At 36.2% G+C, this 26002-nt stretch carries 20 protein-coding genes; 7 read left to right on the forward strand and 13 right to left on the reverse strand.

What is annotated here, in order from left to right; all coding sequences use genetic code 11:
* Positions 1-45 precede the first annotated feature (45 nt).
* The 7 genes from gyrB to ACKJXD_RS07790 form a co-directional block, all read right to left on the reverse strand.
* On the reverse strand, positions 46-2457 hold the full coding sequence (gene gyrB / locus ACKJXD_RS07760) for a DNA topoisomerase (ATP-hydrolyzing) subunit B (RefSeq protein WP_430875992.1): 2412 nt from the start codon (positions 2455-2457) through the stop codon (positions 46-48).
* Positions 2458-2500: 43 nt separating this feature from the next.
* Complete coding sequence (gene recF, locus ACKJXD_RS07765; RefSeq protein WP_220216397.1) at positions 2501-3574, reverse strand: DNA replication/repair protein RecF; 1074 nt, start codon at positions 3572-3574, stop codon at positions 2501-2503.
* Between the two features lie 44 nt (positions 3575-3618).
* Entirely contained in the window at positions 3619-4722 is a 1104-nt protein-coding gene (gene dnaN / locus ACKJXD_RS07770) for a DNA polymerase III subunit beta (protein WP_220216398.1), read from the reverse strand.
* Positions 4723-4738: 16 nt separating this feature from the next.
* On the reverse strand, positions 4739-6097 hold the full coding sequence (gene dnaA, locus ACKJXD_RS07775) for a chromosomal replication initiator protein DnaA (protein WP_294826102.1): 1359 nt from the start codon (positions 6095-6097) through the stop codon (positions 4739-4741).
* A 167-nt stretch (positions 6098-6264) separates the two neighbouring features.
* The gene (gene ompA, locus ACKJXD_RS07780; protein WP_294826100.1) at positions 6265-7368 is read right to left on the reverse strand and encodes a porin OmpA; all 1104 of its coding nucleotides are present in this window, start codon (positions 7366-7368) and stop codon (positions 6265-6267) included.
* Positions 7369-7559: 191 nt separating this feature from the next.
* On the reverse strand, positions 7560-8468 hold the full coding sequence (locus tag ACKJXD_RS07785; protein ID WP_220216401.1) for a recombination-associated protein RdgC: 909 nt from the start codon (positions 8466-8468) through the stop codon (positions 7560-7562).
* Between the two features lie 112 nt (positions 8469-8580).
* Entirely contained in the window at positions 8581-9330 is a 750-nt protein-coding gene (locus ACKJXD_RS07790; RefSeq protein ID WP_430875993.1) for a MipA/OmpV family protein, read from the reverse strand.
* 170 nt (positions 9331-9500) lie between these two features.
* On the opposite strand from ACKJXD_RS07790, the gene ACKJXD_RS07795 reads away from it, so the two are divergent.
* Genes ACKJXD_RS07795 through ACKJXD_RS07805 form a run of 3 tightly spaced genes read left to right on the forward strand, consistent with a single transcriptional unit; the run spans position 9501 to position 12903 of the window.
* A complete protein-coding gene (locus tag ACKJXD_RS07795; RefSeq protein WP_143425959.1) occupies positions 9501-10910 on the forward strand; it encodes an aspartate aminotransferase family protein in 1410 nt (469 codons plus the stop codon).
* 47 nt (positions 10911-10957) lie between these two features.
* Positions 10958-12034 carry a GNAT family N-acetyltransferase gene (locus tag ACKJXD_RS07800; RefSeq protein ID WP_294826093.1) on the forward strand — a complete coding sequence of 359 codons (1077 nt, stop codon included), beginning with the start codon at positions 10958-10960 and terminating at the stop codon, positions 12032-12034.
* Positions 12031-12903, forward strand: a complete 873-nt coding sequence (locus tag ACKJXD_RS07805) for an arginase family protein (protein ID WP_294826091.1) — start codon at positions 12031-12033, stop codon at positions 12901-12903. The genes ACKJXD_RS07800 and ACKJXD_RS07805 overlap by 4 nt, the downstream gene beginning before the upstream one ends.
* 60 nt (positions 12904-12963) lie before the next feature.
* On the opposite strand, the gene ACKJXD_RS07810 is transcribed toward ACKJXD_RS07805, so the two are convergent.
* From ACKJXD_RS07810 to ACKJXD_RS07825, 4 genes are read right to left on the reverse strand one after another with little or no spacing between them, the layout of a single operon-like run.
* On the reverse strand, positions 12964-13362 hold the full coding sequence (locus ACKJXD_RS07810; RefSeq protein ID WP_267350424.1) for a DMT family transporter: 399 nt from the start codon (positions 13360-13362) through the stop codon (positions 12964-12966).
* Position 13363: 1 nt separating this feature from the next.
* On the reverse strand, positions 13364-13720 hold the full coding sequence (locus tag ACKJXD_RS07815; protein ID WP_065558652.1) for an EamA family transporter: 357 nt from the start codon (positions 13718-13720) through the stop codon (positions 13364-13366).
* Positions 13720-14553, reverse strand: coding sequence for an alpha/beta hydrolase (locus ACKJXD_RS07820; protein WP_430875994.1), 834 nt, complete (start codon positions 14551-14553; stop codon positions 13720-13722). The genes ACKJXD_RS07815 and ACKJXD_RS07820 overlap by 1 nt, the downstream gene beginning before the upstream one ends.
* Before the next feature lie 12 nt (positions 14554-14565).
* Positions 14566-15294, reverse strand: a complete 729-nt coding sequence (locus tag ACKJXD_RS07825) for an MtnX-like HAD-IB family phosphatase (RefSeq protein WP_294826085.1) — start codon at positions 15292-15294, stop codon at positions 14566-14568.
* A gap of 159 nt (positions 15295-15453) precedes the next feature.
* Between ACKJXD_RS07825 and ACKJXD_RS07830 the strand changes: the two genes are divergently transcribed.
* The 3 genes from ACKJXD_RS07830 (at position 15454) to glnS (ending at position 19367) form a co-directional block, all read left to right on the forward strand.
* Positions 15454-16182: a winged helix-turn-helix domain-containing protein gene (locus ACKJXD_RS07830; RefSeq protein ID WP_065558654.1), complete on the forward strand. Its 729-nt coding sequence runs from the start codon at positions 15454-15456 to the stop codon at positions 16180-16182.
* Positions 16179-17522, forward strand: a complete 1344-nt coding sequence (locus ACKJXD_RS07835; RefSeq protein WP_430875995.1) for an ATP-binding protein — start codon at positions 16179-16181, stop codon at positions 17520-17522. Before ACKJXD_RS07830 ends, ACKJXD_RS07835 begins: the two co-directional genes overlap by 4 nt.
* Before the next feature lie 168 nt (positions 17523-17690).
* Positions 17691-19367, forward strand: a complete 1677-nt coding sequence (glnS, locus tag ACKJXD_RS07840; RefSeq protein WP_430875996.1) for a glutamine--tRNA ligase — start codon at positions 17691-17693, stop codon at positions 19365-19367.
* A gap of 49 nt (positions 19368-19416) precedes the next feature.
* Here glnS and ACKJXD_RS07845 read toward each other — a convergent pair whose 3' ends face one another.
* Entirely contained in the window at positions 19417-19935 is a 519-nt protein-coding gene (locus ACKJXD_RS07845) for an endonuclease V (protein WP_411599363.1), read from the reverse strand.
* An 802-nt stretch (positions 19936-20737) separates the two neighbouring features.
* Here ACKJXD_RS07845 and purL point away from each other — a divergent pair.
* Positions 20738-24640, forward strand: a complete 3903-nt coding sequence (purL, locus tag ACKJXD_RS07850) for a phosphoribosylformylglycinamidine synthase (RefSeq protein ID WP_430875997.1) — start codon at positions 20738-20740, stop codon at positions 24638-24640.
* Positions 24641-24691: 51 nt separating this feature from the next.
* Here the strand turns inward: purL and ACKJXD_RS07855 are convergent, their stop codons facing one another.
* Entirely contained in the window at positions 24692-25777 is a 1086-nt protein-coding gene (locus ACKJXD_RS07855; RefSeq protein WP_430875998.1) for a 3-deoxy-7-phosphoheptulonate synthase, read from the reverse strand.
* Between the last annotated feature and the right edge of the window lie 225 nt (positions 25778-26002).

Genomic DNA, 26002 nt, shown 5'->3' on the forward strand with positions numbered 1-26002 from the left:
TACTTCATGAATTATTTCATTTAATACCTAATCCAATAAAATTAGTTAGAAATCCAAGTTAGCAGCTTTAAGAGCATTTTCTTCGATAAATAATCGACGTGGTTCAACTTCATCCCCCATTAGTGTGGTAAATAGTTGATCCGCTTCTATAGCATCTTTAATTGTCACTTGTAACATACGACGACTGGTTGGATCCATTGTGGTTTCCCATAATTGTTCTGGATTCATTTCACCCAACCCTTTATAACGTTGGATAGTCAGACCACGGCGTGATTCTTTAATTAACCAATCAACGGCTTCTTCAAAAGAACTAACCGGTTGTTTTCGTTCTCCTCTTTGGATATAAGCACTCTCTTCTAAGAGTTCTCTTAACTGTTTACCCAAATGACAAATGTTACGATACTCATTACTGTGAATAAATACCTGATCTAATGCATAGTTATTATCTACTCCATGCGTTCTCACTTTGATGACAGGTACATAAAGTTGTGTTTTTTCATTATATTCAGCTGAATAACGGTAACTACTACCATGTTGTTCTTTATTCGATAAATTGTCGACAATGGTTTTTGCCCAATTTTCGACTAATTGCTTATCTTTAAGTATATTTTCATCTAATACATCATGGTAAACCAGCTCAGACAGTAATGCTTTAGGATAACGGCGTTCCATTTTCGCGATGAGCTTTTCAACTTTTTGATACTCAGCAATCAATCTTTCTAAGGCTTCGCCAGCCAGTGCAGGCGCATGATCGTTAACATGCAATGAAGCATCTTCAAGCGCCAATGCTATTTGGAATTGCGTCATCGCTTCATCATCTTTGATGTATTGTTCTTGTTTCCCTTTTTTCACTTTATAGAGTGGTGGTTGCGCAATATAAACATAACCACGTTCGATAATTTCGGGCATTTGACGATAGAAAAAGGTTAATAGTAATGTTCGAATATGTGAACCGTCGACGTCGGCATCGGTCATGATAATAATGCTGTGATATCGCATTTTATCTGGGTTATATTCATCACGACCAATTCCACAACCCAATGCTGTAATCAGTGTAGCAACTTCTTGTGAAGAAAGCATTTTATCAAAGCGAGCTTTCTCTACATTCAAGATTTTACCTTTGAGCGGTAAAATGGCTTGGTTTTTGCGGTTTCGTCCCTGTTTTGCAGAACCGCCCGCAGAGTCCCCTTCCACTAAGTAAAGTTCAGATAGGGCAGGGTCTTTTTCTTGGCAATCAGCCAGTTTACCCGGCAAGCCTCCTAAATCTAATGCACCTTTACGCCGTGTCATCTCACGCGCTTTACGAGCGGCTTCACGTGCTCTTGCTGCATCAATAATTTTACCTACCACGATTTTTGCATCAGATGGGTTTTCAAGCAGATATTCGGCTAATTTTTCACCCATTACCGATTCAACAGCCGATTTTACTTCTGACGAAACTAGCTTATCTTTAGTTTGAGATGAGAATTTTGGATCAGGTACTTTGACCGATACAACCGCGATGAGTCCTTCACGAGCATCATCACCGGTCGCACTAATTTTCGCTTTTTTGCTGTATCCTTCCACTTCCATATAATTGTTTAGGGTGCGGGTCATTGCTCCACGAAAACCGGCTAAATGGGTACCGCCGTCTCGTTGAGGAATATTATTGGTGAAACAATAAATATTTTCTTGGTAACCGTCATTCCACTGTAAAGCGATTTCAACACCTATACCGTCTTTTTCCGTACTGAAGTAAAAGATTTTTGGATGAATCGGGTTTTTATTTTTATTCAAGTATTCAACAAAAGCTTGTATCCCACCTTCGTAGTGGTAATGTTCGCTTTTACCGGTACGTTCATCAAGCAATCTGATTGAAACACCTGAATTTAAGAATGATAGCTCACGTAAGCGTTTAGCTAAAACTTCATAAACAAATTCAATATTAGTAAAGGTTTCTGGGCTTGGCCAAAAACGCACATAAGTACCCGACTCACTAGTCTCGCCAATGATTTTTAACGGCTCTTGAGGGACACCTAAATGGTAAACTTGTTGGTGAATTTTTCCTTCACGATAAATGACCAATTCTAATTTATCAGATAGGGCATTAACGACGGAAACCCCCACACCATGTAAACCACCAGATACTTTATATGAATTATCATCAAATTTTCCGCCAGCATGTAATACCGTCATAATGACTTCAGCTGCTGAAACTCCTTCTTCTTCATGGATACCGGTTGGAATACCACGACCATCATCTCGTACTGAGACTGAATTATCAGGATGAATGGTCACTTCAATGTGATGACAATAGCCAGCTAATGCTTCGTCAATGGCATTATCAACAACTTCAAAAACCATATGGTGAAGTCCTGTTCCATCATCAGTGTCACCAATATACATACCTGGACGTTTTCGGACAGCATCAAGTCCTTTAAGTACTTTAATGCTAGAAGAATCATAAGAATTTGACATGGATCTCTCGACTTGTTTGATTTATTTATATCATTCTGTATATTTAGGAAATTATACCAGATTTTATGTGAAAAATCTTATCATTTTCGTCAATCATATGGGTTACTTGGTCTTGGCTAACCGCGGTGATAAACACTTGTGAATTCGCCATTTTTAACCGTTTAGCTAATAACGCTCGTTTATGATGATCTAATTCTGACGCAAAATCATCAATTAAATAGACACAAGGTTGTGCGCTTTGTTTTGAATAATATTCACCTTGCGCAAGACGTAGTGCACACATCAATAATTTTAATTGTCCCCGTGATAAGAAATCTTCAACAGGTATATTGTCGATACGCAAACGGATATCGGCTTTATGTGGGCCTAATGAAGTATAGTTGAGTAATCTATCTCGTTCATACTGTTTGTGTAATATGTCGCTATAATTAATGTTTTGTTCCCACCCTTGATAATATTGACAATTAAGCAGATATTCAGGCAAAAAGTCATGGCAGGTTTGTATGATTTCGGGAAAAATATGCTGTGAATACTCCGAGCGAATTTGACTTATTTTTTCAGCAATGGGAGCCAGCTCTTTATCCCAAGGTAACAGTTGATTATAACTCGTGGATTGTTTTAATAAGGCATTACGTTGCTTAAATAATCGCTTTAAATTGTTCCATAAATGGATAAATTCAGGATAATGATGAAAACACCCCCAATCAATAAAAGCTCGTCGATATTTAGGCCCACCAATAAGTAAATCAAATCCTTCTGGTGTAATTAATTGAATGGGTAAGAGTTTAGCAAGATCGGTTAATCGAAATCCCTCATCACCATCAATTTTAATTCTATTATCATTATTACGTGCTTTGACTAATCCAATGGTTCGGGTTTGTTGATTAGATGATTCAATTTGGCTAAATAACGTTAATTCAGATTGTTCATGCTGAATAATACGATTGGACTGTATATGTCTAAATGCTCGTCCATGACCAAGCATATAAATAGCTTCAAGTAAGCTAGTTTTACCACTACCATTATCGCCAACAATAAAGTTGAAATGGGGGGATAAACACAGCTCGGTATAAGATATATTACGAAAATGATGGATTTTGATCTGTGAAAGAATCATATAAGCTAAGTTATTCCGGCCTAAGCCGGAAAGGTTAAATTTGATTATAAGCGCATTGGCATCACAACATAAATGGCTGACTGATCATTAATGTCTTCAATTTGTACACTTGATGTGGCATCAGTTAAAAGTAGTTGTACGCTATCGCACTTCAACGTATTTAATATATCTAATAAATAGGTCACATTAAAGCCAATTTCAAGTTCTGCTGAAGAATATTTTACATCAACCACTTCTTCTGCTTCTTCTTGTTCTGGGTTATTTGCTGTAATTTTTAATTGGTTATTGTGAACATGAAGCCGGATACCGCGAAATTTTTCATTGGATAAAATGGCGACACGTGATAACGAATTTCTAAACTCTTCGCACGAAACTTCTAATGGTTTATCAGGATTACGTGGTAATACTCGTTTGTAATCTGGGAATCTGCCGTCAATCAGTTTAGAGGTGAAGGTAAAATCGCCAAGATTAACTCGTAAGTTATTATTACCAATTTGGATATTGATAATGTCGTCATTATCACTCACCAATTTTGCCAGTTCAATAACGCCTTTTCTTGGTAAAATCACAGAACAGGAAGTTGCAATATTTTGACCAATAGGTTGCGAACAAAGAGCAAGTCGATGTCCATCGGTTGCAACAGATTTTAAAAGTCCATCTTCGATTTCGAATAACATACCATTAAGGTAGTATCTTACATCTTGGTTAGCCATCGAAAACTGGACGGCATCAATAAGACGTTTGATTGTTTTTTGTGGTACAGAAAGTTCGACATCGCTTTGCCAATTTTCTAAGTTAGGAAAATCACTCGCAGGTAGTGTTGATAAGGAAAATTTACTTCGACCAGATTGAATCATCAATCGATTATCATCAACAGTTATCGAAATCTGAGCACTATTAGGTAAATTTCGACAAATATCAAGAAACTTTCGGGCAGGTACTGTGGTTGCACCCGATTCATTTGCTTCCGTTAGCGGGATATGAGCAATCATCTCTATTTCAAGGTCGGTGCCAGTCATGGATAATGTATTATCACTTACTTGTAATAACAAATTACCTAAAATCGGTAGCGTTGGGCGACTACTTAAAGGTGCACTAACAAGTTGCAATGGTTTAATTAGTTTTTCTCGATCAATAATAAATTTCATAATGTTGATTCTTTTATTAAGTTGATAATGTTCGAATTAAATTGGAATAATCCTCTTTAATATCATTGCTTTCTTCTTTTAATTCGGCGATCTTTCTGCATGCATGCAATACGGTCGTATGATCTCTTCCACCAAAGCCATCACCAATTTCGGGAAGGCTTTTATTTGTTAATTCTTTTGCTAATGCCATAGCGACTTGCCGTGGTCTTGCAACAGAACGGGAGCGACGTTTAGAAAGTAGATCCGATACTTTAATTTTATAATACTCTGCAACCGTTTTTTGGATATTATCAATAGTAATTAATTTTTCTTGTAAGGCAAGCAAATCTTTTAGCGCATCTTTGACAAAATCAATGGTGATTGCTTTACCTGTGAAATTTGCATTGGCAATTACCCGATTTAATGCGCCTTCTAGTTCTCGCACATTAGAACGTAATCGTTTAGCAATAAAAAAAGCGACCTCTTCAGGTAATTTTATATTATTTTCTTCGGCTTTTTTCATCAAAATTGCGACTCGTGTTTCAAGTTCTGGTGGTTCAATCGCAATCGTTAAGCCCCAGCCAAAACGTGATTTTAGGCGATCTTCAACGCCATCAATTTCTTTTGGATAGCGGTCTGAAGTTAAAATAATTTGTTGGTTACCTTCTAATAATGAATTAAAGGTATGAAAGAATTCTTCTTGTGAACGCTCTTTATTGGCAAAGAATTGGATATCATCGATAAGTAATGCATCAACAGAACGATAGTAAATTTTGAACTCTTCTATCGCATTATTTTGCAGTGCCTTTACCATATCTTGAACAAATCGTTCAGAATGCATGTAGACCACTTTGGCGTTACTTTTGACTTCCATAATTTGATTGCCAACAGCATGTAATAAATGGGTCTTACCTAAACCCGTTGAGCCATATAAAAATAGTGGGTTATAAGCCTTTCCAGGATTTTGAGCAACTTGCTTGGCAGCAGCAACGGCGAGTTGGTTAGATTTACCTTCAACAAAACTGTTGAAAGTATGTTTATGGTTAATTCCCGAGTGATAGGTATGATTATTATTACTTTCTTTGGTTGTTTTCCATGCTGGCATTACATTTGTTTTAGGTTGATTACTCTTAGCTTTTTTTTCCATTGACAATGTTGACCCCACTTCAAGGTATAGCTTTAGGGAATCATCATTAAACAGGGTATTGAGTAACTGAGATATAGTGCTGAGGTATTTATTTTTAACCCAATCTAATACAAATCTGTTTGGTGCATAAATATAGAGTTTATTATCAACCAGTTCCGCTTGCAACGGACGAATCCATAAGTTGAATTCCGTTGTAGGAAGTTCTTCTTGTAATTGAGAAAGACATTCTTGCCAAATAGCGGTAGGCACAAGTAACTCCTTTAACTTTTATTACTAACAGCGAGTCAATAATTATAATCTTTTTTGTGGATAATTTGTAGATCAAGGTTAATATATAATTTATTTACTAACAAGTTAATGTAGACAAAAAAACCCGGTCATGCCGGGTTTTTTTATTACTACACAAAACGATTAAATTAGTGTGTAGTATCTCTCGTTACTTGAACTTCTTGAAGGTTACGAGCTTTAACTTCGATTTGTACACGACGATCCGGAGCTAAACATGCTTTTAAGTCAGCACCACGTCTACTGTTACATTCACTGCCAGTAACTGGTTGAGATTTACCTACACCACGTGCGCTGATGATATCAGACGGAACACCTTTAGAAACTAAGTATCTCATTACAGAATGAGCACGTTGTTCTGAAAGTTTTTGGTTATAGTTTTCTGAACCGATACGGTCAGTATGACCGATTACTACGATTGCAGTTTGTGTTGGGCTAAGTTTAACTAGATCTTGTAGTAATCTGTCTAACTCTTGACGACCTTTTTCTTTTAAGTCAGCTTTTGCGTAAGCAAATAATACGTCAGCGTTTAAATCGTAAACTCTTTCTTGAGTTTTGATTTCAACTGGTGCTGGTACAGCTGGAGAACCTAAACGATAAGTGATACCTAAAGTTAACAAACCAGCATCTGGAGATGCATTAGTTTTAGTATGAATGTGGTTAACATATTGGTATTCTAAACGAGTAGATAAATCGTCCGCAAAACGGTAATCAAGACCTAGAGCGTAAACTGGTGAAAGATCGGTTTTTGTGCCGCCTTTACCGAAAGACTCTTTAACATGGCCACCGTTTTTCCATTTAGCGATAGTAACCATACCACCTGCACGAGCATAGACATCTAAGTCATCGGTGATAAATGATAATGGATAGCTTAATTTACCAGTTAAAGAAACACCTTGTGCAGAAACTTTACTGTGACCTACATCATAAGTTTTACCTGCAGTGTTGTAAGATCTTTTATATTTAGCTGAACCTAACCAGTCATAACCTAATTCAAAAGCTAAATAAGGGTTTGCTTGGAAACCTAAGAAAGCACCACCACCGACGTTGCTTCTATCAGTAGTGCTAATGCCGAAATCTTCGCTAATACGTACTTTTTTGGCATCTAATTTATACATCTCAGTCCAACCCACTCTACCACCAATGTAGAAAGAGTTGTCTTCATATCCTGCATTTGCTGCTGTAGCTGTTAAGCTTGCTACTGCGATTGCTAAAGCTAATGTTGTTTTTTTCATTTTATTGCCTCAACTTGAATGTTGTTATAGACGTTGTTTACATTCCTTTTATTCAAATTTTACTTTGAGTAAAGGATTGATTACTTATTGTTTTTAATTATGGTACACATAACTTATTGTCGATTATAGCACATATTATATGCAAAGCTATAAATAATGACACTTTATGTAAAAAAAATTTACACAATATTTTAAGCTATTTTCTTAAGGACTGTGTAAAAATCATTGATAGTTGTTGATAATAAGTTAGCCATAATAATAAAATCGGCTTCCAATCGTTTATCAAATTCATCAGAACCAATATCTTCGTTTTCGTCCAAGATAGTTGAATCAAATTTTATTCGTTTAAGTGTTAAGTCACTATTTACAATAAAATTTACTCCACGTTCATCGATAATTTTAATTTTTGTTATCCATTTGCCTGAATCAAAATGTATTAGCATTTCATCGCTGGTGATATCTTGGTTTTTGCAGCTAATAATCCCGTTTCCTTCAAGTGGATCTTTTAATTCGGCTTGATCACCTAATATAAAAGGTGCGAAGTTAAGTTTTTCTTTAACCCAGGTTGTCATGATTTGCTCAAGCGGTTTTTCAATGGATAGTGGCGTTAATGCAAGAGCTCCCATTTCTTTGCGTAAGATAGCTAAAATATCTTCTGCTTGTTTAAAGCTACTAGTATCAATAATGATACGTTTATTGACAGTATCTATCCATAACCAAAAATGATTGTATTTACTAAAAGCTCTGGGCATAAGATCAATCATGACCTCATCTTTTAATGTTGCCTTTTCATTTTTAGTCAACCTTCTACTTAAGGCTTGTTCCTGTTTGTCAATTTTTTCTAACAAAGCTTGTTTAATAACAGGGGACGGTAATATTTTTGTTTCTTTTTTTAAACGTAATAAAAAATGCCCTTGCATATCAATGATAAAATCGTTTTGATTATTGTCATTATAGGGTGATACCCATCCCATTTTTATGGTATCTAAATTACCGCAAGGCGTAAAAGGGATTGATTTAATCGCTTTTTCAATTGTATCTTTATTAAGTAAGGTGTCATTATTAAGTTGATAAATAATGGCATTTTTGAACCAAAGCATATATTAGATTTCCTGAATTACTTTATGATATTTAAACGTAATAGGTTTTTATTACATACAAACTATCAAAAAAGTTATTATATTGAGTAGATATAAATTATGTTAATTCTCATTAAAATTTATATGAAACACCCATATAAATTGAGGTTATTGTACTATTACTAACCATTGGGCTATCAGCTGCATCACCTGTTAATTTATCAATGTGAACTCCACCAAATGTAGCAATATGATCGGTTAATGCATATTGTGCACCTATTTCTAAATATGGAGTAAATGAATCATCAGCATTGAAATATCTTAATCCAGAGCGAGAAGATTCTTTATGTGAGATACCATAATAGTAATCGTTATGTTTATTGTTAGCCCAATTAATACCAATGGTTGGAACAATAATTAAATTACCCTGCACAATAGGTAAACTGTAATCAGCGTTCACTAATAAACTATTACTTTCATTTAGCACATCTGTACCAATACTACTCGAAAAACTTCCCCAATTAGTATCAATAGAGTATTCAATTTCAGCTAATAATGTTGAATGACGGCTATCGAGTCGTTTTAATTGGTGATTATTTGAGTCGTGTGGTTTAAATTCGTTAGATAGGTAACGAGCACCAATAGACAAACTTTGATTATCATGGTTATATGCATAAAAACCTGCCGATAAATCATCGATAAAAAATGAACCATTATCAAAATCAATATGAGGTATTGGGTAATAATTAGCGCTATAACTTTTATAAGGAGAGTTTGACCAACCAGCTCCGATACCCAGTGACGTAGGATCAGATAAGGCACTATTGCTATATCCTAAAGCAGAAATTATAAGTATCGAAATTAAACCATACATCTTTTTCATTTCTTGATGTCCATTTAGTAATTATGTCATCAGTTGACTAAATATTATTATTTCATTAAACAGAGCTATTGTCACACAATCTATACATTAATTGTACATTGTAACAAACAATTTTCTAGAATAATAATGCCACATTTTATCGTGTTTGAATATGGATTAGTGAGATAATTATGAGTAAACCAACTTTAGAAATGATTAATAGTCGTCCTGACGATGCAACATTATTAGCTGATGAAGCTAAATATTGCTCATTTGGTGATACTGTTCATTATGTTGAACCACCAAAGATTTTTGATGGTTGCGAAGGTAGCTACATGTATGATAAAGAAGGTAAAGCTTTCCTTGATTTACAAATGTGGTATTCAGCATGTAATTTTGGCTATGCCAATGAGCGATTAAACAACGTACTCAAAAAGCAAATTGATACTTTACCACAATGTGCTAGCCAATATTTGCATCCAACCAAAATTGAATTAGCTAAAACCATTGCACAAGGCATGGAACAGCGTTTTGGTTACCAAGGACGAGTTCATTTTAACGTTGGTGGATCACAATGTATTGAAGATTCTTTAAAAGTAGTACGTAATGCTACTGGTGGTAAGTCATTAATGTTTGCATTCCAAGGTGGTTACCATGGTCGTACACTTGGCGCATCTTCAATTACTTCTAGTTATCGTTATCGTCGTCGTTATGGTCATTTCGGTGATCGTGCTATGTTTGTTCCTTTCCCATATCCGTTCCGTCGTCCAAAAGGCATGACCGCAGAGGAGTATGGTGAACACTTAGTTGCTGAGTTTGCACGTCTATTTGAAACTGAATACCACGGTGTATGGGATCCAAAAGTAGGACAAGCAGAATATGCTGCATTTTATGCAGAACCATTACAAGCAACGGGTGGTTATATTGTTCCACCTCGTAACTACTTTAAAGGTTTGAAAAAAGTATTAGATCAATATGGAATTTTATTGGTTGTTGATGAAATCCAAATGGGCTTTTATCGTACGGGTAAACTTTGGTCAATTGAGCATTTTGATGTTAAACCTGATGTGGTTGTCTTTGCCAAAGCGTTAACCAATGGTCTTAATCCACTAGGTGGTTTATGGGCACGTGAAGAGTTGATTAATCCTGAGGTGTTCCCTGTCGGCTCAACGCATTCAACGTTTGCTTCTAATCCATTAGGTACAGCAGTTGGTCTTGAAGTGTTAAAAATGACGTCAGAAACTGATTACGAAACCATGGTTATGGAAAGTGGTGCTTACTTCCTTGAAGGTTTAAAAACACTTGAGAAGAAACATAAAGAGATTGGTGAAGTTGATGGTTTAGGTCTTGCGCTTCGTGCCGAAATCTGTACCGAAGATGGTTTTACCGCTAACAAAGCGTTAGTAGATAAAATGGTGGATATCGGTATGTCAGGTGATCTTGATTGGAAAGGTAATAAAATGGGCTTGGTGCTTGATATCGGTGGTTATTATAAAAACGTGATCACTTTTGCTCCATCGCTACATATTACTCGTCAAGAGATTGATCAAGGTATCGAACTACTTGATCAGTTAATTACCCGAGCGAAAAAAGAACTTTAATTGTTAATTTCTAACCTTCCCGTCAACTCTTGTTGGCGGGACTGCACATGATAGCCAATCGTTTAAATATATTTATGAAATACATCAATCAGCTAGAACCAAATGAATTAGTCGACAATTTTTTGACTTATCCACCGCAAGATTTTACGGCGTGGCTGAGTGAAAATGGTGTGCCTGCTTTTGCTGCAAAGTTTGATTTATTAACTACTGCTGATGATGATTTTAAGCATAAGATCCAAAAACTCCCTTTTTTTAAAAAATGGCGACATTGGTTACAGCCGAAAACTTGTTTTATAGGAACAACCGTTTCTGAATATGCTCTATTGACCGATCAGGTAGAAGCAGAACAGTTAGCGGATAACATTAAAACCGCATATACAAAAAAATATCCTTTTGTTATTGTCAAAGATTTGCCTTTATCCTCGCCTTTACTTAGCGAACAAGACAATCATTATTCAAACCAGCTTATTTCGGCATTAAAAACAAGAGGGTTTATTGAAGTTGAAGGACAAGCATTAGCTTGGTTACCGATTGATTTTAGTGATTTAAATGATGTGTTTTCACGATTTTCGTCCAGCCGTCGTAAGAATTTTAGACGTAAATTAAAAGCTCGCGAAAAATTAGAGATTAAGGTTTTGCATAGTGGTGATGAGTGCTTTTTTGATGATGAGGTGTTAGATCATTATTATCAACTTTACCTCAATGTTTATCAACAGAGTGAGGTTCATTTTGATTTACTGACCAAACCGTTTTTTATTCAATTGCTACAAAGTAAATCTATCCAAGCACGCATTTTTACCTATTATCACGATAATGAACTTATTGGCTACAATATCTGCTTTGTCGTAAATAATATGTTGGTCGATAAATATATTGGCTTGGTTTATCCTCAAGCTCGTGACTTTAATCTTTATTTTGTTAGTTGGTTTTTTAATCTGGAATATGCTATTGAGCAAGGATTTAGTCACTATATTGCGGGTTGGACAGATCCTGAGGTTAAACGATCGTTAGGTGCGCAATTTACTTTAACCAAACATTTGGTTTACATCCGTAATCCATTATTAAGATTTATTTTAAGCAAATTGATTGGTCATTTTGAAAGTGACAAGGAGAAAGTAGCATGACATATCCTATTATACTCAATTTCGATCAGAGTGTAGGCGAGATTAATAATGCTAAAATAATTGATGTAACTCGGTGGCAAGATACGATTCGCTTTGGTTGCTCTGAAAAAAAATTCTGCCAATTTAAAGCTGAATTACAGCAATCCTTACCTGAACATTATGGTACAGTCTTTATGGGAAGTGGTGATTATCACCATATTTCATTGCTGCTTATTGAACGGTTGGCTAAACACTATTCCGCCGATAATCCAATCCAAGTAATTGTGTTTGATAATCATCCTGATAATATGCGCTATTTATTTGGTATTCATTGTGGTTCATGGGTTAGCTATGTGGCAAGTTTACCTTTTGTCAGTCATGTTCATGTATTAGGTATCACATCTCATGATATTGGACTTTCCCATTTTTGGGAAAATAGATGGAAACCCCTTTTTCAGAAAAAACTGACGTATTGGAGTTTGGATGTCAATGTGTCGTGGGCAAAAAAAATAGGTTTGGGGCAAGCTTTTCGCCATTTTTCTACGCCAGATGATCTGATTGCTAGTTTCTTATCCGAACAATACCATAGCGCCGAACCTGTGTATTTATCGATAGATAAAGATGTATTAAGTGAAAAGGTCATTCACACTAATTGGGATCAAGGTCAATTACAAACTTATCATCTGCTTGATACCATTACTTCGTTAAAGCAACGTATTGTGGCAAGTGATATCACTGGTGAATTGTCAATATGGCAACCCTCTAATTGGTTCAAACGGTTGCTGAGTTCATTAGATAAACAACCCACTATTGAGGCAGATAACTTACACAATTGGCAACAAGCACAACATCAGCTTAATTTAACATTATTAAAAGCTTTATCAGTATAACGACAAGTTTAGAAGCTGTAGCTGATTATTTAAGAAATCAACTACAGTTTGAATTAACTTTTATTGATGATTATCAGCGTTTTGCTTAGCCAATTGGCTTTCCGCTAAAGCCAAAAACAAGATACCTGATACAATAAGAATGGTGCCAATTAACTTATATAATGTAATTGGTTCATGAAACAGCCATATCGAAGCTATCATGACCGTGACAACTTCAAAGTGAGAGGCAGCAAAAGCTGGCCCAACAGGGGCTTTTTTTAATAAAGTCATCCAAGTAAAAAAAGTTAAAACATAACCAGCGATAGAGATGTATATCCATGGATTAGTAAATACCCTGACTAACCAATCAACACTCATTGCTAGTGGTTCGGCATGGATGGCAGTTAATTTAAAGCTACATTGTGCAATAGTATCGAAAAAAAGTAATACCGTAAAACCGATTAAATAGAATCTAGCCATATTAAGACATCCCTACAAAGATTACGCCAGCAGTAATGAGTAACATACCAATGAGTCGGTAAACAGTTAATAGTTCTTTGAAAAGCACTCGACCAACTAACATAATGGTGATGATATTAAATGATGCCAGCAACACCCCTTGAGAAAGCGGAACCAATGTTAAAAATGCTAACCATAATAAAAATTCTGCAACGTAAGAAATTATACCAATCCAGATCCAATGATTTTTAGCCAAATCAACCCAGTAATACCAGCCATCTCGATTATTAGGGGCGGTTGCTGCGTATTTAAAAGCAACTTGCCCTAATGTATCAAAGCAGATATTACTAACCCAAAGTATAATCACTAATAGCGACATTATGAATTGGTTCCTTCTGCTATTTCATTGAAGAATGATGCGCACTCTTTAATGACTTCACGACGTTGGCTATCAATTGTAATTAAATGATAACTATCATTAAGTACCACTAATTTTTTTGATCCTGAAACGTGTTTCTCAACTAATTTAGCGTTGGTTTCAATATCAGCTATGTCATCATGACCGGAATGCATAATCAAACACGGTGAAGTCACCTTAGGTAGTGCTTGGCGAACGTTTTTAGCTAACAATTGCATTTCGGCCAGTGCAGGAAAAGGATTTCCAGCAAGTCCGGCAGATGCCGCATCACCACTCAGCATACTTTCCGATACAACGGCTCGGATCCGCTCATCTTTAAGCCCATATGGTGGCTTTTCGATGAAAGAAACCTTTTGGAAAAGCCCCAGTTTTTTCAAATACACCAGCAAGAAAAAGAATTTTTTAGCCCAAAATGGCATGCTCCAACCATCATAATAAAAAGTAGGTGCTAAAACACCCACACCTTTAATTTGCCCTGGTCTATCTGATGCAAGTTTAAGCGCAAGGAGTGCGCCCATGGATAAACCGGCAACAAAAACATTATCAACATGTTTTGCTAAAAAATCAGCACCATCTTTTACACTTTGATACCAATCTTGCCAAGTGGTTTTACAAAGATCCTCTTCAGTACCACAGTGTCCCGCTAATTGTATAGCATACACGGTAAATCCGGCTTTATGTAAACCATTAGCTAAAATACGCATTTCGTTGGGTGTACCTGTTAAGCCATGTATCAAAAGTACACCATTTTTGTTACCCGGTAAAAAATAAGATAAATCTTCAATTGTACTCATTATTATTCCTAATTATTTTACCATCATGACAGGGATAAGAGCATCTTGAGTCTTTTTCAGTGCTGTCGTGACATCGGCAAAACTTTGAATAGCACAGTGTTCAATCTTGTTGGTTTCACAATATTGAATCAATTTGTCTTTTGCAAATACAAAATCCACATTATGAGATACACAATAATCGGATGTGCCATCACCTACATACAGTATTTGTGGAAAGAATTGTTGTTTTTTAACATGATTACATTTGCAATTTCCACTTTGCTTAATACAGTCTTTATTCGCATAAGGAAATTCAAGACGCCAACTACGCCCATTATCATGCATTAATTTGTTGGCATATATCGGGATATGTGTTATACCGTGTCGTTTTAAAACAAATTGAATTGCGTAATCTAACCCATCACTCACAATATGAACTGGGATATTATTCTGTTCAGTATAATCAATGAATGATTTAAACGTTGAATCAATTTCGATTTGTGATAAAACGTGATTGAGTTCATCTAAACTGGCATCCATTAAGGCAATTTGTTTACTCATGCACTCTTGGGAGCCAATTTTACCGTTAACCCATAACTCTTCAAGCTCATCACAACCATCTTGACCAAAATGACTCAGCAATGTATCTGTCACATCTTTGACACTTATGGTGCCATCGAAGTCACACAAAACAATAGGAGTTTGATGTTGCGTATAAGATGGTGTATATAGATGACTAGTAATTGATGAAAAAGTATTCATATTTGAAATAAAAATAGTCTATTTATATATATTGGCGCAAATTTTCTCACAGAGTCGCTTTGAACATTGTAGGCTCTTTGTATATATTTTGTAACGAAGTTAAAATTGTCTGTATAATAAGGATTCTTTTAGCACAATTTACGGTAATGAGAACCTAAGATGAGTGAACGTATTTTAATCATTGAAGATGATCAAAGGTTAGCTAATTTAATAAAAGTTTATCTGGTTCGCCAGGGATATCTTGTTGATTGGCATAATAGTGGTGAAGGTGCAGAAGAAAAAATTCAAGAAATAAATCCCGATTTGGTTATTTTAGATGTGATGCTTCCCGAAAAATCTGGTTTTGATATCTGTCGAGATATACGGACATGGTTTACAAACTATATTCTTATCATGACGGCGAGTGAAGATAATATTGACGAAATTGTCGGTTTGGAATTGGGAGCAGATGACTATCTGGCAAAACCAGTCGAGCCAAGGTTATTATTGGCACGCATTCGAGCTTTACTAAGACGAAAGCAAATTGAATCCGATAAAGAAGTAAATAAAGATCCCGTCACGGCAACGAATAATAAAACGTTGATTTTTGATAATCTGATTATCGATGATGAAAATCGAAAAGTATTACTCGAAGGTCAAGAAATCGATCTCACCACAGCAGAGTTCGATCTACTTTGGTTGTTGGCAAATAATGCAGGTAAAATTTTATCTCGAGATGATATTTTTTCTCAAGTTCGTGGTATAGATTTTGATGGAACGGATCGTTCTATCGATGCTCGTATTTCTCGATTACGACGCAAGTTACTTGATGATCCTGATAACCCTTCCCGTATTAAAACGGTTCGAGGGAAAGGTTATTTATTTATGAGAGAAGGGGATAATCATTGAGACAATTATTAGCAAAACCGCTGTTTTTTAATCGTCGGATTATTTTTTATCTGGTTATCTTACTTTCGCTACAATGTATTATTGCCTATGGTGCATTACTCGTTTTTGATTCTTTGCCTTCTTCATTAACGGATATTCCTGATGACCACATTGTCTTTCGTGAATCACAACGAGGTACGGTTAATCTGATTCGAATGCAAATTAATGAGAATAAAGATCGTCCTCTGCAAGAAGTGGTTGATGAACTGCAACCCTATTTTGGGTATCCGATTGAAGTTTTACCGAGTCATACTTCGTTACCCCATTCCATCAATAAAGAGTTAGCAGAACTTGGATTTGCCTATGATGGTGACAAAGAAGTGGTCTATATTGATTTAAAAGAGGGGCATCTTCTTCAGTTAGGCCCTATTATGATGCGGGATATTCTAGAATCAAACACGATGTCTTTAAGTGTTTTTCTCGTTATTTGGGCGCTTTTTAGTGCAATTATCTTTTTTATTTTAATCTATTTTGCGTTTAGTGCTGTTTGGAAGGATTTGGTTAGCATTAGACAGACAGCCGAACAGCTTGGTCAAGGAAACCTTAAAGCGCGCACTGAAAATGTTAAAGGCTGGTTATTTAAACCGTTAGCAAATGTGTTAAATAATATGGGAACACACATTGAGCATTTAGTTAGCACTAATCAAACCATTTCGCATGCAATGGCGCATGAACTTCGTACGCCACTGGCTCGTATGCGTTTTGAGCTCAGTATGCTTGAAGAATGTGATGATGTACAAGAAAAGTTATTGCTGCAAAAAGGAATGAGCGATGATATTAATGAACTTGAAACACTCATTAATGCAAGTTTAAGTTACTTTAAAATGCAGCAAAGTAATATTGAGTTAAATTTAACGTCGGTATCACTCAAGCAGTGGGCGGAAAAAGTTTGTCAATCACTCGAATTATTCAAACCTAAAGGATTTGAGTTAGTTTGTCACAGTCAAGACGTAAAAGCGCTTATTGATACTAATCTGGTTGAAACCATTGTTAAGAATTTATTACTTAATGCGTTCAAATATGCAACGCATAAAGCGGTATTAAATATTACAAAACAGAACAATCGAGTTATTATAGAGATTGATGACGACGGTCCCGGTATCCCGTTTGATGCACGTGAAAAAATTTTTATGCCCTTTGCAAGGCTTGATACCAGTCGAACTCGTTCAACAGGTGGATATGGTCTTGGATTAGCTTATGTAAAATTAATGGCAGAGTTTCATAATGGGAAAGCATTTGTTGTCACTAGCCCTTTAGGCGGTGCAAGATTTGTTGTTTCAATAAAGTCTGGTGAAGAATAATTTTATTGGAAATTCGTTTTTAGAAAACAGAAAAGCATATCAATTCAAATCATGCTGTTTTTTCATTTCAGAAAAACAAAAAATTTGTTATATTCTCAAGTCAAATGAGATAAGTAACCAAACTAATAGTTAAAATTTTGTATTAGTTAACAACAATCAGAGGTTTTTATGAGCGGTTCACTACCGACCGAGACAGAGACACGTCCAACTAACTTTATACGTCAAATTATCGATGCAGATCTTGCAGCAGGAAAATATAAAACGACGCATACACGTTTTCCTCCAGAACCAAATGGTTATTTGCATATTGGTCATGCCAAATCAATTTGCTTAAATTTTGGGATTGCTCAGGATTATCAAGGTAAATGTAATTTACGTTTTGATGATACTAATCCTGTTAAAGAAGATGTCGAATATGTTGAATCGATAAAAGAAGATGTTCGTTGGTTAGGGTTTGAGTGGGATGGTGAAATTTGTTACTCATCTGATTATTTTGACCGATTATATGAATATGCGATTGAGTTAATCAATAAAGGATTAGCCTATGTTGATGAGCTTTCGCCTGATGAAATTCGTGAGTATCGTGGCACGTTGAAAGAACCGGGTAAAAATAGTCCTTATCGTGATCGTAGCATTGATGAAAATTTAGCATTATTTATTCAAATGAAAGAAGGTAAATTTGCTGAAGGTAAAGCATGTCTAAGAGCAAAAATTGATATGGCTTCACCTTTCATTGTTATGCGTGATCCGGTGTTATATCGTATTAAATTTGCAGAACATCACCAAACAGGCAATAAATGGTGTATTTATCCAATGTACGATTTTACCCACTGTATATCTGATGCGATTGAAAATATTACTCACTCACTCTGTACGCTTGAATTTCAAGACAATCGTCGTTTATATGACTGGGTATTAGATAACATAACGATTGAAGCTCGCCCACATCAATATGAGTTTTCTCGATTAAATTTAGAGTATGCTATTACCTCTAAACGGAAATTAAATTTGCTCGTATCAGAAAAAATCGTTGATGGTTGGAATGATCCTCGTATGCCAACTATTTCGGGTCTCCGTCGTCGAGGTTATACGCCTGCTTCAATTCGAGAGTTTTGCCGTCGAATTGGTGTGACGAAACAAGAAAACACGGTAGAGATGAGTACGCTTGAATTTTGTATCCGTGAAGATCTTAACGAAAACGCGCCGCGAGCGATGGCTGTTCTTGATCCTGTTAAAGTGGTAATTGAAAACTATTCTGAAACAATTGATGAAGTTCTCAACGTGCCTAATCACCCAAATCGTCCTGAACTTGGTCATCGTGAAGTGCCATTCACTCGTGAGCTCTATATCGATCGTGCTGATTTTAGAGAAGAAGCTAACAAAAATTACAAACGCTTAGTATTGGGTAAAGAAGTACGCTTACGAAATGCTTATGTCATTCGTGCTGATCGGGTTGAAAAGGATTCACAAGGCAATATTCAAACGATTTATTGTAGTTATGACCCTGCCACTTTAAATAAAAATCCGGAAGATGGACGTAAAATTAAAGGCGTTATTCATTGGGTTTCAGCCAAATTTGCTAAACCAGCAGAAATTCGTCTTTATGATCGTTTATTTAGTACCCCTAATCCTGGGGCAGCAGACGATTTTTTATCAACCATTAACCCAAGCTCTTTAATCGTTAAACAGGGTTTTGTTGAGCCAAGTTTACAAAATGCTGAAGTTGGACATGCTTATCAATTTGAACGTGAAGGATACTTCTGTTTAGATAGTAAATATGCAACCGATGACAATTTAGTATTCAACCGAACGGTTGGGTTAAGAGATAGTTGGAACGAAGCTTAAATTAACCAGATTTGCCGACATCATGTCGGCAAATCACTTTTTAAATGGATTACTCCCCAGTTTTGAATAATTTTGTTTGTTGATCTAAATAACTGAGGATATCTGGCATTCGGTATTTACCTGCCATTGATTGTATATTTTTAGCAGCACTCGTTAGCGTTACCCCAACTGAGGTTACATAAAGCGGATGTTTACTATGACCTCGGACAACTTCCATTAAATATTCACTATTTCCAGCAAAAGGTTTTTTAGCCACGCCGATAATAGGTACTTTTTTATTTAAAGCATTATATAAATGCCCACCCAAACCTATTTTACCCCCATTTAAATGCACATAACCATCAATGACAATTGTTGAAATTTTATTAAGATCAACTTTATTGAGCAGGGATAAAATGCAAGGTAATTCACGTTCATAAAATTGACCAGATTGATAAGGAGCAACATTATCTTGATAGTCAGTGATTATATTTTGAATGTCAGATTTTGAATCGCACCAATGATTAAATAACACCCCCACTGTTTTTGCTCGAGTATCGATATAATAAACATCAATTGCAAGTATCATAATAAATTCCATTTAGCTAAAACTTTAATGTCACAAAATCAATCTATTAAACATTATCAAATTTCATTCTTCTTTTTAGTTTCATTGATAGGTTTAAAAAATAAAATAGAACCCATTACTAATCCTCCTTTAATTAACTATTTCGTAAAATTAAAATTTGTGCTTTTATTGATATTATATTGAGTTAGTACATTTTTACCAGAAAGTTTATTAGTTTCATTCAGACAATCTTCCAATAAATCTTTGATTTAAAACTAGCGATAAGGTATTTTCGTTTAACCATGATGATTTTGTATTGGCTGAAGCATAATCTAAAAAATCAAATATTTATTATCGCTATTAAAAATAGCATTCATGCATTTATCGATATCATTATTGCAATCTAAACTCTGCATGATCAAAAATTTATGAAAAAATGATTTATGTATAACATAATGTTGTTATCTATATGATCGTACTTAAATAATCAAACTCTAGCGAAATGCACGCTAAAATTAACCCCCCAAAACTGTCATTAAGGGTTTATGATTTCAAATAAAGCCGTCTAATTCGTTTTAATGACAAAAGGAATTGCTAACACAATAAACGATACCCTAATAATAAGTCAAAAAAAGATATTTTTTGATAATGTTGAGTATGACTCATATTGAGCTTAACTTGCCAAAATATAAAGAATATATACATAAATTGTAACTTTTTTAAACACTAAAATTTGCTGTTTTAAAGATAGCCACATTGTTCACTTTCTTTTATACTATTGCTCTATTTTTTACCTATTTTTGGCTTAAAAAGAGTAATTAGCATGAAAATTTTAGCTGGTTCTTCTGCTGTATCTGCATTTCGTATTCATAAACTTCTCTCCGCTTGTTCTGAACAATCTATCCCTATTATGAGTGTTGAAGCACAATATTTGCATTTTATTGATTTGAAAGGTGAATTATCTTCTGCTCAGCAGCTAACACTCGAGAAATTATTACAATACGGCCCTAAATCGGCTCAAATCACTGTTTCGAACAAATCAAACAAAACGCTTTTTTTAGTTATACCAAGAATAGGGACAATTTCACCATGGTCATCAAAAGCCACCGATATAGCGCATAATTGTGGTTTACGACAAATTCAACGCATTGAGCGTGGCATTGCTTATTATATTCAAACGAGTTCACCGTTGACTGATATACAAAAAAACGATTTTTTGGCATTCATTCATGATCGAATGATGGAAACAGTTTTGACTTGTCTGGAACAAGCAGAACAGTTATTCAAAGTCGATCAACCTGTTCCTGTGACTACTATTGATTTGTTAGGTCAGGGGCGTATGGCATTAGAAGCGGCAAATATTAAATTAGGCTTAGCGTTAGCGTCAGATGAAATGGATTATTTAGTTGAAAACTTCCAAAAACTCAATCGTAATCCAACGGATGTCGAGCTTTATATGTTTGCCCAAGCAAATTCAGAACATTGTCGACACAAAATTTTTAATGCCGATTGGGTTATAGATGGTGAAAAACAGCCTAAATCGCTGTTTAAAATGATTAAAAATACTTATGAAAAGACACCCGATTATGTTTCTTCTGCATATAAAGATAATGCGGCGGTAATGGATGGCTCTCAAGTTGGACGTTTTTTTGCTGATAGTAGTAATCAAACCTACAGTTATCATCAGGAATATGCCGATATTTTGATGAAGGTTGAAACACATAATCATCCCACAGCAATATCACCTTGGCCAGGCGCAGCAACGGGTAGTGGGGGGGAAATTCGTGATGAAGGCGCAACCGGACGAGGCGCAAAACCGAAAGCGGGTTTAGTCGGATTTTCGGTTTCCAATTTGCGTATCCCCCATTTTGAGCAACCGTGGGAACACGATTTTGGTAAACCTGACCGAATTGTCAGTGCGTTAGATATTATGGTCGATGGCCCATTAGGTGGTGCTGCATTTAATAATGAATTTGGTCGCCCTGCGCTATTGGGGTATTTTCGTACCTATGAAGAATACGTTAATAGCCACAATGGTTATGAGCTTCGTGGTTATCATAAACCAATAATGCTTGCTGGAGGCATGGGCAATATCCGTCGAGAACATATTCAAAAAGGTGAGTTTCCTGCTGGTTCTAAGTTAATTGTGTTAGGTGGGCCGGCAATGAATATTGGTTTAGGAGGAGGTGCGGCATCATCAATGACATCGGGACAATCTGATGCTGATTTAGATTTTGCGTCAGTGCAGCGTGATAATCCCGAAATGGAACGTCGTTGTCAGGAAGTCATCGATCGGTGTTGGCAACTTGGCAAAAATAATCCTATTTTATTTATTCACGATGTAGGGGCTGGTGGTCTATCAAATGCGATGCCAGAGCTGGTCAGTGATGGTGGCTGTGGTGGTCAATTTGAATTACGGAAAATTTTAAGTGATGAACCCGGAATGTCACCGCTAGAGATTTGGTGTAATGAATCACAAGAACGTTATGTTCTCGCCATTCACCCAGATAGTCTTGATGTATTTGATGAACTTTGTCAACGTGAACGCGCACCGTATGCGGTAATTGGTGAAGCTACGTTTAATAAAACGGTGACACTACATGATGAGTATTTTAATAATAATCCGATCGATTTACCTTTAGATGTTTTATTGGGTAAAACACCTAAAATGTTAAGAGAAGTCAAAACACAACAAGCACATGGCGATAATTTTTCAACGGCTGATATCAATTTATATGATGCGGTTAAACGGGTTTTACATTTACCGACCGTTGCTGAAAAAACGTTTTTAATTACTATCGGTGATCGCACTGTTACCGGTATGGTTGCACGAGACCAAATGATTGGGCCATGGCAAGTACCGGTCGCTGATTGTGCTGTGACAACGGCGAGTTTAGATAGTTATTATGGTGAAGCCATGTCAATGGGGGAACGGGCACCGGTTGCTTTACTTAACTTTGCTGCCTCGGCAAGACTTGCCGTGGGTGAAGCCATTACCAATATAGCGGCAAGCAACATTGGCGATATCAAGCGAATTAAGCTTTCAGCTAACTGGATGGCTGCAGCAGGCCACCCAGGTGAAGATGCTGGACTTTATCATGCCGTAAAAGCGATAGGTGAAGAATTATGCCCAATATTAGGGTTGGCCATTCCGGTTGGAAAAGACTCCATGTCGATGAAAACCACATGGCAACAAAATGGTGAACAACAATCGGTAATCTCACCATTATCGTTAGTCATTTCGGCTTTTGCTCGTGTTGAAGATGTCCGTAAAACAGTGACTCCCCAATTACGGGTTGATGTTGATAATACCTTATTACTTATTGATCTTTCCAAAGGTCATCAAGCACTGGGTGCGACAGCATTGGCACAGGTTTATCGTCACTTAGGACAAAAAACAGCTGATGTACATGATGCTAAAGAGCTTTTAGCTTTTTATCAGGCTATCCAAACGCTTATCAATCAAGATGCGTTACTTGCTTACCATGATCGCTCAGATGGCGGATTAATTATCACATTAGCTGAAATGGCTTTTGCCGGTCATTGTGGGATTGATGTTGATATTGCAGCATTAGGTCACGATATGATTGCAACCCTGTTTAATGAAGAACTGGGTGCTGTCATTCAGGTGGCAAACGAGCATCTGGAAAGTGTCATGGCATGTTTTAATCAATATGGATTGTCACATACCGTTCATGTGCTTGGTGAAGCAAAGACGGGGCAACAATTTATTATTCGCAACAACTCAGCTGTAGTCTACAGTGAATCACGGACCACGTTACGAACATGGTGGGCTGAAACCACCTGGCAGATGCAACGTCTACGTGATAATCCACAATGTGCAGATCAAGAACATCAAGCGAAACAAAACGAAAGTGATCCTGGTTTAAATGTAAAACTTACCTTTGATCCTCAGAATGATATTGCTGCTCCTTATATAGTTAAAGGCGTTAAACCCAAAGTCGCCATTTTACGTGAACAGGGTGTTAATTCCCATGTTGAGATGGCTGCTGCATTTGACAGAGCGGGGTTTGATGCCATTGATGTACATATGACGGATTTATTAAAAGGTCGTGTATCATTGAGTCAATTTAGTACATTGGTTGCTTGTGGTGGCTTCTCTTATGGTGATGTTTTAGGTGCAGGTGAAGGTTGGGCGAAATCAATATTGTTTAACGAAAAAGTTCGACAAGAGTTTGAAACATTCTTTCAACGTGATAACACTTTATCATTAGGCGTCTGTAATGGTTGTCAAATGATGTCAAATTTGAAGGATTTGATTCCTGGTGCAGAATTATGGCCTCGTTTTGTTCGTAATGTATCGGAACGTTTTGAAGCTCGCTTTAGCTTGGTACAAATTCAACAAAGCCCTTCTTTACTATTAAGTGATATGGCAGGTTCGCATATGCCAATCGCAGTTTCACATGGTGAAGGACAAGTCGAAACGCGTGATCAAGCGCATCTAAATGCGTTAGAAGCATCAGGTTTAATTGCTGTTCGTTATATCGATCATTTTGGACAAGTGACCGAGCAATATCCTGCTAATCCTAACGGTTCACCAAATGGAATAACTGCTGTCACATCACAAGATGGTCGAGCAACGATTATGATGCCGCACCCTGAACGAGTATTTCGAACGGTAACCAATTCATGGCATCCCGAAAATTGGGGAGAAGATAGTCCTTGGATGCGTATTTTCCGTAATGCACGTAAGCAACTAGGCTAAAAAAATCGCCGGCAAATTGTCGGCGATAGCATTTTATCTAAACTAACATATTTATGATTGTGGTGACTGTTTTTGTCGATTAAGTAATGGTTTTCCTAAAAGAGTATTCATTTTTCGTAACAGCTGATCGGTTGTTTCCCAATTAATACAAGCATCCGTCACTGATACACCATATTTAAAGTTTTCTTTCGGTTGTTCGGAAGATTGATTGCCTTCGTTTAAATTACTTTCAATCATCACGCCAATAATAGCATTATTACCCTGTTTAATTTGGTCAATGATTGAGTTAGCAACAATGGGTTGATTCCGATAATCTTTATTAGAATTAGCATGGCTGCAATCAATCATAAGATTAGGTAGTAAGCCTGCTTTTTGCATTTGGATCTCACAAAGTGCAACATTTTCAGCATCAAAATTAGGTGCTTTACCACCTCGTAAAATGACATGCCCATTTGGATTGCCCAGTGTTTGAAGTACGGTAACTTGTCCTTGCTGATTAATCCCGACAAAACGGTGTGCCATTGAAGCGGATTTCATCGCATTTATAGCGACATCTAAGCTACCATCAGTCCCATTTTTAAAACCAACAGGCATTGAAAGACCCGATGCCATTTCACGATGAGTTTGTGATTCTGTTGTTCTTGCCCCAATTGCAGCCCAACTAATTAAATCACCAATATATTGCGGTGTGTTGGGATCGAGTGCTTCAGTCGCGATTGGTAACCCAATTTTGACGATATCAAGCAATAATTTACGTGCTTTTTTTAGACCAAATTCAATATCAAACGAACTATCCATATGCGGATCATTGATCATACCTTTCCAACCAACAGTGGTTCTTGGTTTTTCAAAATAGACACGCATGACAATAAATAGATTGTCTTTAACTTCGTCAGCTAGTTTTTTTAACTTATGTGCATATTCAATGGCAGCATCAGTATCATGAATAGAGCAAGGGCCGCATACAATTAATAAGCGGTGATCTCGGCGTTCTAAAATATCAACTATGGTTTGACGTGATGATGCAATTTGCGTTTCTAATTCATGTGATAAAGGGTAAAGCGCTTTTATTTCTTCAGGGGTAATTAACATGTGCTCATCTCGAATTCGGACATTATTGAGTGTATCTTTTAACATTTTGCATTCCTTATGAGAGTCATTTAAATATTTTATATGTAAAATATTTATTACATAAACGGACAATATGTAAACACAAAAATACAACGTAGTAAACTAAATTTTTTAAATCTTAAATAATAAAGACTGTTTTATTTATTGTATCTATAAATTATGTGTTTTTTATAGATTACAATGAATAGATCGACAATGTTATCTCAACTGTAATAAATGTTTTACAATTTA

This window comes from Gilliamella sp. G0441, from assembly GCF_050589305.1.
Lineage (GTDB): Bacteria > Pseudomonadota > Gammaproteobacteria > Enterobacterales > Orbaceae > Gilliamella.

Excerpts from the sequence above, each read along its gene's own strand:
- gyrB (WP_430875992.1), bottom strand. The coding sequence starts at position 2,457 with ATGTCAAATTCTTATGATTCTTCTAGCATTAAAGTACTTAAAGGACTT.
- recF (WP_220216397.1), bottom strand. The coding sequence starts at position 3,574 with ATGATTCTTTCACAGATCAAAATCCATCATTTTCGTAATATATCTTAT.
- dnaN (WP_220216398.1), bottom strand. The coding sequence starts at position 4,722 with ATGAAATTTATTATTGATCGAGAAAAACTAATTAAACCATTGCAACTT.
- ompA (WP_294826100.1), bottom strand. The coding sequence starts at position 7,368 with ATGAAAAAAACAACATTAGCTTTAGCAATCGCAGTAGCAAGCTTAACA.
- ACKJXD_RS07785 (WP_220216401.1), bottom strand. The coding sequence starts at position 8,468 with ATGCTTTGGTTCAAAAATGCCATTATTTATCAACTTAATAATGACACC.
- ACKJXD_RS07790 (WP_430875993.1), bottom strand. The coding sequence starts at position 9,330 with ATGAAAAAGATGTATGGTTTAATTTCGATACTTATAATTTCTGCTTTA.
- ACKJXD_RS07795 (WP_143425959.1), top strand. The coding sequence starts at position 9,501 with ATGAGTAAACCAACTTTAGAAATGATTAATAGTCGTCCTGACGATGCA.
- ACKJXD_RS07800 (WP_294826093.1), top strand. The coding sequence starts at position 10,958 with ATGATAGCCAATCGTTTAAATATATTTATGAAATACATCAATCAGCTA.
- ACKJXD_RS07805 (WP_294826091.1), top strand. The coding sequence starts at position 12,031 with ATGACATATCCTATTATACTCAATTTCGATCAGAGTGTAGGCGAGATT.
- ACKJXD_RS07810 (WP_267350424.1), bottom strand. The coding sequence starts at position 13,362 with ATGGCTAGATTCTATTTAATCGGTTTTACGGTATTACTTTTTTTCGAT.
- ACKJXD_RS07815 (WP_065558652.1), bottom strand. The coding sequence starts at position 13,720 with ATGTCGCTATTAGTGATTATACTTTGGGTTAGTAATATCTGCTTTGAT.
- ACKJXD_RS07820 (WP_430875994.1), bottom strand. The coding sequence starts at position 14,553 with ATGAGTACAATTGAAGATTTATCTTATTTTTTACCGGGTAACAAAAAT.
- ACKJXD_RS07825 (WP_294826085.1), bottom strand. The coding sequence starts at position 15,294 with ATGAATACTTTTTCATCAATTACTAGTCATCTATATACACCATCTTAT.
- ACKJXD_RS07830 (WP_065558654.1), top strand. The coding sequence starts at position 15,454 with ATGAGTGAACGTATTTTAATCATTGAAGATGATCAAAGGTTAGCTAAT.
- glnS (WP_430875996.1), top strand. The coding sequence starts at position 17,691 with ATGAGCGGTTCACTACCGACCGAGACAGAGACACGTCCAACTAACTTT.
- ACKJXD_RS07845 (WP_411599363.1), bottom strand. The coding sequence starts at position 19,935 with ATGATACTTGCAATTGATGTTTATTATATCGATACTCGAGCAAAAACA.
- purL (WP_430875997.1), top strand. The coding sequence starts at position 20,738 with ATGAAAATTTTAGCTGGTTCTTCTGCTGTATCTGCATTTCGTATTCAT.
- ACKJXD_RS07855 (WP_430875998.1), bottom strand. The coding sequence starts at position 25,777 with ATGTTAAAAGATACACTCAATAATGTCCGAATTCGAGATGAGCACATG.